Source organism: Niallia sp., from assembly GCF_031978665.1.
Taxonomy (GTDB): Bacteria; Bacillota; Bacilli; order Bacillales; family Cytobacillaceae; genus Niallia.
The window spans coordinates 28,941-38,319 of the sequence record NZ_DALZDK010000043.1; the positions used below are offsets into that span (position 1 = coordinate 28,941).

Below are 9,379 nucleotides of genomic sequence, written 5' to 3' on the forward strand. Positions count from 1 at the left end.
ACCTTTGGTATCAATAAAACAAATAATAGGACGATTAAACTTATCCGCTTGCTTCATTAAGCGAAGCGCCTTGCGATACCCTTCTGGATGTGGCATTCCAAAATTCCTGCGAATATTTTCTTTCGTATCCTTCCCTCTCTGATGACCAACAATTGTTACTGGCAATCCTTTATATTTTGCAATACCACCTACGATTGCCTGATCATCTCCAAAGCCTCTATCCCCATGCAATTCGATAAAATCTGTAAATAAACAGGAAATATAATCAAGAGTAGTTGGTCTATTTGGGTGTCTTGCAATTTGCACCCTATCCCAAGGCTTCATATTATCATAGACATCTTTTTCTAGTTTTTTTAAACGGATTTCCAATTTTTCAATCTCCGTACTTAAATCAACATTTGCATTTTCCGAGAAATCTTTTAACTCTTTGATCTTATCTTTTAATTCATTAATCGGCTTATCAAAATCTAATCCTACCACTCTAATTCACCACCAGTTTGATGCATTTCAAGCACTAAGCTAAGCTTTTCTTTTAATTCTAATCTTGGTATAACTGCATCCAATTGACCATGTTTGAGTAAAAATTCTGCTGTCTGGAAGTCCTCAGGAAGCTCCTCACCAATTGTTTGTTCAATTATTCGGCGTCCTGCAAAGCCAATTAACGCTCCAGGTTCAGCAAAATTATAATCTCCAAGTGAGGCGAAGCTCGCAGAAACTCCTCCTGTTGTCGGATGTGTCATAATCGTAATATATAAACCGCCATTATCACTAAATCGTTTTAATGCCGTACTCGTTTTAGCCATTTGCATCAGACTTAGAACGCCTTCCTGCATTCTTGCTCCACCAGAAGCAGTAAAAATAATAAATGGTACAGAAAGCTCATCAGCCTTTTCGATTGCAAGTGTTATTTTTTCTCCAACTACTGATCCCATACTCCCCATTCGGAAAGAAGAATCCATTACAGCTATCACTACTTTATTTCCATTTATTTCACCAGTACCAGTAACAACCGCTTCATTCATATTGGTTTTCTGAATATCTCCAGCAATCTTATCCTCATAGCCAGGAAACTGTAAAGGATTGCCTGTTCTCATATCCTCATTTATCTCCGTAAAAGTTGCTTCATCCAGAATACTATTCATTCTTTCATATGCCTTCATTGGCAGATGATAGCCACAGTTTAAACACACCTTTAAATTCTTCTGTAGCTCACGTGTATACATTATTTTCTTACAATTAGAACATTTTGTCATAATACCTTCTGGTACTTCATTTTTCGATAACTCAGAAGGCAATGTTGCATATTTAAGTTTTTTCGATTTCGAAAATATCCCCTTAATCAATATGGAAACCTCCCCATAAGTAACAATTTAGATTTGAATCGGATTCCTGTCATTCCCATGCACCATTATTCATTTAAAGTTATTGTAATTCCTATATACACTCCATAATTTCATTTGATCCTTTTGATTTAATGCATCTAAAAGAAGGAGGTAATCCTCCCTCTTCCATTCTTTTGCAGGAATCGTTAATGAGTGATAATAGTCATTCAAAATCGTCCATAATCGATGGACCAAAAAATTATCAGCAATTTTAATTAGTTGAAAGAAAAATTCACTTTCTGATATTTCTTGATCATTCACCCACTGTTTTAAATGTTCGATTTCATCTTCTGTTATTTTTTCCATTGCAATATATAGAGCGTTTAATTGAATATAATTTTTCGTCTCTAAGACGTCTTGCTTTGCTTTATCATTCTTCAATATGAATGTACTGATCAATTCTACTAATTTATGGCCTTGAAAATCACGAAGAAAGGTTCCTTCGCCTTTTCTGGTTTCAATAAGTCCAAGTAGCTCTAACGCCCTTAAGGCTTCCCTAATGGATGACCTTCCTGCTCCAAGGGTTTCACTTAATACCCGCTCAGATGGAAGCTTGTCCCCCGGTTTTAGGCCGTTCTGATCAATCATTTCTCGTAAATGATTTACAATATCCACATATAATTTGGATTCCTTTGAAGATGATTCATTCACCTTAAGTCATCACTCACTTCTTTCTTGCCCAAACAAGGCAAATAATAATTAGAAAATAAATAAAGTATAAGTACAAAATAATCCAATTCAAAAAAATTCCGCCAAGTGGTCTGACCAGTTAGCTTATTAAACAATATACCATCTTTTAAAAGTTGTAAAGTTTTATTCCGCTAAGATAACTTGTTCAGCACCTAGTAGAGCCGATAATTCAGCGATACATTCTTTACTTGGAGAAATTTTATATTCTTCGTTTAGGACAATGTTTTTTCCAGTTTCTTCATAATGAATAATAACCGGTGTATTTCCTGGAAAGTCTCGCATAATGGAAAGCAGTTTTACTTTTTGGTTAAGCATTTTTTCCTCATTCATAACTTTAATAAACAACTTATGCTCCTTTTTAGGGAGTGATTGGACTATTGTTCCCATTGATTCAACTATTTGAATCACTAATTGTTTATTTCCATTTCTTTCTTCACATTTCCCTTCCAAGTAGACCATTTCACCTGGTGTAAGAAGATCTTGATATTTCTTAAAGACAATTGGAAAAACGACGCCTTGAACGTCTCCGCTTTGGTCACTTAACTGTATAAATGCCATAGGTTCTCCTTTTTTTGTACGAATGGCACTTAATTCTGTTATATACACAATACTTCTTTGTTTCTTGTTTAGTTCCATTTCATTAATAGGGGTTGTTTGTAAAGCAGCCTGATGATGCTTATAAATAGATACTGGGTGGTCAGACAAGTAAAATCCTAGGGCATCTTTTTCTAAAGCTAATTTATCCTCTACTTTGAGTGGTTCCACTTCTACATATTTCGGCTTGAAAAAGAAATCATCTTCACTAAACAAATCATTCTGTTCCTCATCCTCAGGATGAACTAACTGTGCATGCTGAATTGCCACATCAATTGATGCCAGCAAAGTAGCACGGTCCTCGCCAAATTCATCAAAGCTTCCTGAATAAATAAGCATTTCCATCACTTTTCTATTCATTATCTTAGGAGAAACACGTATACAAAAATCAAATAAATCCTCAAATTTTTTCTGATTCCTTGCCTTTAGTATTTCTCTCATTACATTTCCGCCAATCCCTTTTATCGCAACTAAACTATAACGAATTTTATTCTTTTCGACTCGGAAAAAGTAATGGCTTTGATTAATGGATGGCGGGGACAATTCGATATTCATCTGTTTTAATTCCTGAATATATTGAAGTATTTTCCCAGTATTTCCGATAGATGATGTCAATAATGCAGCCATAAAATATAGTGGATAGTTAGCTTTTAAATAAGCAAGCTGATAAGCAATCATACTATATGCTACTGCATGGCTTCTATTAAAACCATAATTAGCAAATCGCACAATTAGCTCATATATTTCATTCGCTGTTTTCTCGTGATATCCTTTTCTTTGAGCTCCTTTTACAAAATGGACTTTTTCTTTCTCCAGTACATCTTTTTGTTTTTTACTAACTGCTCTTCTTAATAAATCTGCCTCTCCTAATGTAAATCCAGCCATTTTCGAAGCTATTTGCAATAGTGATAGGTAAGTATTTGATGTTATCTCCAACTTTTCCCCCACTCCACACCGTACGTGAGACTTTCACCTCATACGGCGTTCCATCAAGATTTGAATTCATTTATTATCTAATAAGGTTTTCAATGATTTCGAATGTAAGGCTTTAAATATTAACTGTTATCGCTTCTAATCTACATTTTCTTCTAAGTGTGTTTACTTTTCGAACTTGTTCTTCTTTAAGATTTAATTCAAATAACAATTCTTTTATCTTTTCAGGATTTGTTGAATGAATTAACCTATGAACTTTCGCTCTTACTATTATTAGGTTTTGGTATTTGTCATCTCCGCCTAATTTTCTAGGCTTCATATGATGACATTGTATTTCACCAATATCTAATATTTTGTTTGTTATTCCACACTTACCATTTTGGGCTGAGAATAAGGATAATCGGTTGTCATTGTACTCTATGCTTTCACTTAGTAATGGGGTTTTCATTAGATATTGAATCTTTCTTTGAATGTCATAATTTAATGATTGATGAATTAGTGCTCTTCCCCTGACACTGTAATTGCATATTTCCTTTTTGAATTGCATTGGAGCCTTATGTGATATTTTAGCAATCGGTATTATTGCTTGACTACATAAGAAATGGATTCCTTTGCTCTCACCGTAATTATCTTTAATAAATTTACTCATAGTCCCAGATGGTGTTTCAATGTATTTAAAGCGATTTCTCCTAATATTTAAAGTAAGGTAATCCACTTTATGAAAATCTTTACTCACATGAGACGCGGCATTGTAATAGTTGTGTAAACCACTTATTGTCGCATTATATATCCCTATATTCTTAGACAACTCTTTTGGTTTACTATGTTGTATTTGTTTTACAACCGATTTGACTTTTTCAATAGATTTGCTCAATGCTTTATCATTCATTATTGACTTTACAGTAAATTTATCTTTGCTACTCTTTTTGTGCGCACTCCATTTTGTCCCTTTACGAACTACCTTCATTTTAAATCCAAGAAATTCTGAATAGTTCTTTTTAAGGTTAACTATTTTGGACTTTTCTTCACTTGTATCTAAGAATAATCTTTCTTTTAACCATTTCGTTGTCGCTTCTTTGATTATTCTTGCTTCTGTTAGAGTACCACAAAAGATTTTAAAATCATCTGCATATCGCACAATATGCATTTCTTTCAAATTAGTTTTCCGTAAAGCTCTGTTAACTGATATTGAGCAGCTATATTGGTGTCTAGTTTTTAATCCATCCCATTGGGAATGTATCCACCAGTCGAGTTCGTTAAGAACGATATTTGATAATAGTGGCGATAGGATTCCACCTTGAGGAGTTCCCTTATCTGGAATTCCTTCTCCAATGATTTCTGCCTTGAGCATTTTGGAAATAACTGAAATCAATCTTTTATCTTTGATTCCCATACTCCAAATTTGCTTAAGCAGTTTACCATGATTGACATTATCGAAGAATCCCTTTATGTCTATATCCACTACATAATGCAAATAACTTCTCTGCATTATGTGATAACATCTTGCAATTGCATGTTTTGTACTTCTGTTCGGTCTAAATCCAAAAGAATAATCATAGAATCTAGCTTCGCATATTGGTTCAAGTACTTGTTTTATACATTGCTGTATTATCCTATCTTCTATCGTTGGTATCCCTAAAGGTCTTTGTTTACCATTTGCCTTAGGAATTAGAACTCTTCTAACTTTATGTGGATGATAGTTACTAAGTCTCTTTCTAACATATTCCACAATTTCATCAGGATTAAATTTTGTTAAGTCCTTAATCGTTTTCTTATTACAACCCGCTGTTAGACTTCCTTTATTTGATTTTATTTTCCTATATGCTACCAAAATGTTTTCTCTACTGGTTACTATTTCCATAACCCTTTTAAAATCTTTACCTTGTTGGGAATCTTTATAAAGATTATCGTAAACACTTTGGATATCATAGTACTCATTGAATCTAAGCGAACCCTTTTTCAAAGCCTTTTCTTCTACATACATTGTCAAAGTCGGTGTACCTCCTTTGAGTTTTCACTCAAAGTGGATTACCTCTCTTAGTCTTACTCGAACCTCTGATTACCTTATTATAACTTTTGAATTTAATTCTTGACTTGTGCCTATCCCTCCACCACTTATTATCATGGTTTCTTCGGTACTGTGGCACTACTTTCACTTAGATTAAAATAAGTTATAGCCTTAAGCTTTTCCTTATTACCGTTTCATCGAAATTAGGTTTTCTCCACGTTCTAAGCTTTCCACGTTCCCATAACTTTATCTTTACATATACTTTTAGGTGCTTCCTTTGCGCCTGTTAGCTTTGATAGTGCCTGTAACACTATAAGGTATTTCATAAAATCAACTTTTACTTTACCTCACTAACCCCACATATAAAGTGGTAATAGCCTTTCGACTATCTAGAACTTTAGACACTTACATTCGGAAGTTCGTCAGTTTTTAATACATAAACATTCTCACCATGAGTATTTTGTAGACCCCCGGCATATCACGAACCATATCAATTACTAAATACTTTCCTGACAGGTGGACTCTAGTCACTTTTGTACCAATCTCTACTTGTATCTTTCTTGACTTAGGTTGCTTCTGCCGACTTCACCAAGCTTCATAAGATAAAGTTCCTAAAATTTTATCCCATGTTGGAGTATTAGGGAGTTAGTTTCAAGGCGTTACCCTATCATTCCTAACTTCAAGTTATAAGTTCTATACCTTTTATAGGTATGTCGCTTTTCGGATGTATTCCTTATGCGAAACGTGTCACACTGATTTGCTCTTGATAAACAATGACCCCATATGTGCTGCTTAATATTTCTTCTAAATCTGTATGGTAATAGTTAATGGACTCTTTCCCATGTTTTCTATTGATATAATGTGGGATATTCTCCATTGGACCTGGACGATACAGAGCATTAACAGCTACAATATCTTCAAAATCAGTCGGGTGTAACCTTTTTAATACGTTACGCATCCCTTCTGACTCCAACTGAAAAATCCCCGTTGTCTCCCCTTTGCTTAAGCGCTGGAACACAGCTGGATCATCAATCGGTATCTCTCTTATATTTATTCTTTTTTTCGTTGCTTTATAAATCATATCAAGAATCGATTCAATAAAAGAAAGATTTCTCAAACCAAGAAAATCCATTTTTAATAACCCAAGTTCTTCTAAGTATTCCATGCTATACTGTGTTAAGTAAATATCATCATGGCCACCTTGAATCGGGATAATTTCAACAAGTGGCTGTTGACTAAGGACAACCCCAGCAGCATGGGTAGATGTATGCCTTGGAAGCCCTTCGATTTTACAAGCTGTTTCAAACAGCTTTTTATTTCGAGGGGATGACGCAATAAATTGCTGCAGGCGAATTGATTCTTGATAGCTTTGTTTAAGGTTGATTCCTAGTTTAGATGGAATCATCTGCGAAAGCTCTTCTAGCTCTTTCATGGATAAGCCAAATACTCGTCCTACATCACGCAAGGCAGCTTTAGCAGCAAGCGTACCAAATGTAATAATCTGTGCAACATGAAGCTCTCCATATTTGTTTTTCACGTAAGAAATAACTTTCTCTCTCTTATTATCTGGAAAATCAATATCGATATCCGGCATCGAAATTCGCTCTGGATTTAAAAATCTTTCAAATAGCAATTGATACATAATAGGATCTACATCTGTAATATGTAAAACATAGGAAACGATCGATCCAGCAGCCGATCCTCTTCCAGGACCAGTTAGGATATTATTCTCTCGTGCAAACTTCATAAAATCCCAAACAATTAAGAAATAGTCACTATATTTCATTTTCCCAATAATCTCAAGCTCGTAATTTAAACGCGCTATATGCTCTTTTGAGGGCTCTGGATATCTTTCATATAAACCAGCAATGCATAATTCTTTCAAATAGCTTTCGGCAGTTTTGTCTGCAGGAACAGTATATTTAGGCAAAGTAGCAAGTATACCTTCCATTTCAATTTGGCAAGCTTCTCCTATATTCCACGTATTCTCGAGAATATCTGGGACATCATTAAATAGTGCTAACATTTCCTCTTTGTTTTTTAAATAATGCTGATCGGAATTCCATTCATTTTGCTCTAAATCTGATAGCTTCTCCCCGTTTTTGATTGCCTTTAAGCATTCAAAAGCAAAATGATCTTCTTGCTCGAGGTAAAATACATTATTTGTCGCTACCAGCTTCACCTCTTCTTCGATAGCCAATTGTCTTAGCTGTTCATTTAAAGTTTCCTCTAAGGAAAGGCCGTGTCTTTGAATAGATAAGAAGAATTGCCCTTGTTCAAATATGGACTTCCATTGTAATAATGTATTTCGTGCTGATTCCTTGTTACCATGAAGGATATTTTGTTCAATTTCCCCTTCCCTTCCAGGTGAAATTGCAATCAAGCCTTTCGCGTAATGCTTTAGCCATTTTACGGGAATTCCCAGTGGATTTTTGGTTTGAATCGCGCTAGTGATTTTTAATAAATTTTTAAATCCAAGGCCATTTCTTGCTAATAACACTAATGGATAGGCTTTTTCCGAGTCCCATTCACTTATTACATCTACTGTCAGTCCGATAATCGGTTTTATTCCTTGCTGCAGCGATTCTTTATAAAAGGAAGCTGCCCCATACATAACATTACGATCGGTTAGAGCAATGGAATGATAGCCCTGCTTTTTAGCATTACTTACTAGCTCTTTAATCGAAAGAGTACTAGATAAAAGACTATATGCACTAGAAACCTGAAGATGTACAAAAGACATAAATTCACCACTTTTCTTGTAAATTTTTTATTTCCCTTTTATAAGGAGAGTAATTTTTTACTATATTAGATAGAGAACTTTTTTTAAACTACCAATTCTATCGTCCCAATTAAACTTACTTATATTGTCTAGCAAAAAAACCTTTTTCCTTTCATTATAGATGTTCACAGCAAAAAAAGAAAATATGTTCTCTTTATAGAAAGCTTAAATAGCTAGATAAACTTTCCCCCCTTATATATAGGCGAAATGCCGCCTCTTCAAAATGATAAAATCCTATGAGATTTTTAGGAGGATTAGAAAAAATCCCCTCCTTTATTACCACTTTTTCTGCTGTGTCTTTTCTCACAGAATATATATAATAATCCCTTTAAATAAATCCCATCGATTACAGCATTAGGGCATTATAAAAGAATGGCTTTAAAATCATTCATAAATACAATAGATTGTCCATAATAATAAGAATAGAAGTTTTATAGATAATTGCTTTACAAATTTCCATCAAGTTAGTTTTTAAAACCATTATGAATACACCAAGAAACATTAAAATCTAAAAACAGAATTTTGAGCTCTCTGGAGATGCCTAAAATCCTTACTATTTTACTTTGTCCCATTTTCTGTAGAAGACAAAAACTACTAAAGATAGAGAGGTAAACGTATGAATCAACAACCATTTTTCCCCACCTTCATCGAAAGCTACTTTATCGCATTAGGTGTTATATTAGGAGGTGCACTATTAGGCGGTCTCGCTGCATTTCTAACAGGAAAACCACTGATTACAGAGATCATTCGCATTTCCGGAATAATAAAAATCTGGGCAATTGTCACTGCTATTGGTGGTACATTTGATGCGATTGATACCATTGAAAAAGGAATTTATGATGCGGGAACAAAAGACTTATTTAAGCAAATATTATTAATTGTATCTGCTTTCGGTGGTGCGCATACTGGCATTACGATTATTAAATGGATCACACAGGAGTATATTTAAATGAGAATTCCACCATATTATAAAAATCAGGCAGTGCAGCG

6 protein-coding genes and 1 pseudogene are annotated in these 9,379 nt (G+C 34.4%); 1 reads left to right on the plus strand and 6 read right to left on the minus strand.

The window, feature by feature from the left end:
- The 6 genes and pseudogenes from RTL21_RS20040 to RTL21_RS20065 all read right to left on the minus strand — a co-directional run.
- Positions 1–480 (minus strand): annotated as a pseudogene (locus tag RTL21_RS20040) (acetyl-CoA carboxylase carboxyl transferase subunit alpha); the annotation flags it as partial.
- Positions 474–1,343, minus strand: a complete 870-nt coding sequence (gene accD / locus RTL21_RS20045) for an acetyl-CoA carboxylase, carboxyltransferase subunit beta (RefSeq protein ID WP_312098475.1) — start codon at positions 1,341–1,343, stop codon at positions 474–476. The gene accD and the pseudogene RTL21_RS20040, both read right to left, overlap by 7 nt.
- A gap of 69 nt (positions 1,344–1,412) precedes the next feature.
- Positions 1,413–2,033, minus strand: coding sequence for a FadR/GntR family transcriptional regulator (locus RTL21_RS20050; RefSeq protein ID WP_312098476.1), 621 nt, complete (start codon positions 2,031–2,033; stop codon positions 1,413–1,415).
- Between the two features lie 162 nt (positions 2,034–2,195).
- Positions 2,196–3,602, minus strand: coding sequence for a helix-hairpin-helix domain-containing protein (locus RTL21_RS20055; RefSeq protein WP_312098477.1), 1,407 nt, complete (start codon positions 3,600–3,602; stop codon positions 2,196–2,198).
- Positions 3,603–3,714: 112 nt separating this feature from the next.
- On the minus strand, positions 3,715–5,583 hold the full coding sequence (ltrA, locus tag RTL21_RS20060) for a group II intron reverse transcriptase/maturase (RefSeq protein ID WP_312098478.1): 1,869 nt from the start codon (positions 5,581–5,583) through the stop codon (positions 3,715–3,717).
- A 757-nt stretch (positions 5,584–6,340) separates the two neighbouring features.
- A complete protein-coding gene (locus tag RTL21_RS20065) occupies positions 6,341–8,350 on the minus strand; it encodes a DNA polymerase III subunit alpha (protein ID WP_312098479.1) in 2,010 nt (669 codons plus the stop codon).
- Between the two features lie 655 nt (positions 8,351–9,005).
- Here RTL21_RS20065 and ytrH point away from each other — a divergent pair.
- The gene (gene ytrH / locus RTL21_RS20070) at positions 9,006–9,338 is read left to right on the plus strand and encodes a sporulation membrane protein YtrH (protein ID WP_031534915.1); all 333 of its coding nucleotides are present in this window, start codon (positions 9,006–9,008) and stop codon (positions 9,336–9,338) included.
- Positions 9,339–9,379 lie beyond the last annotated feature (41 nt).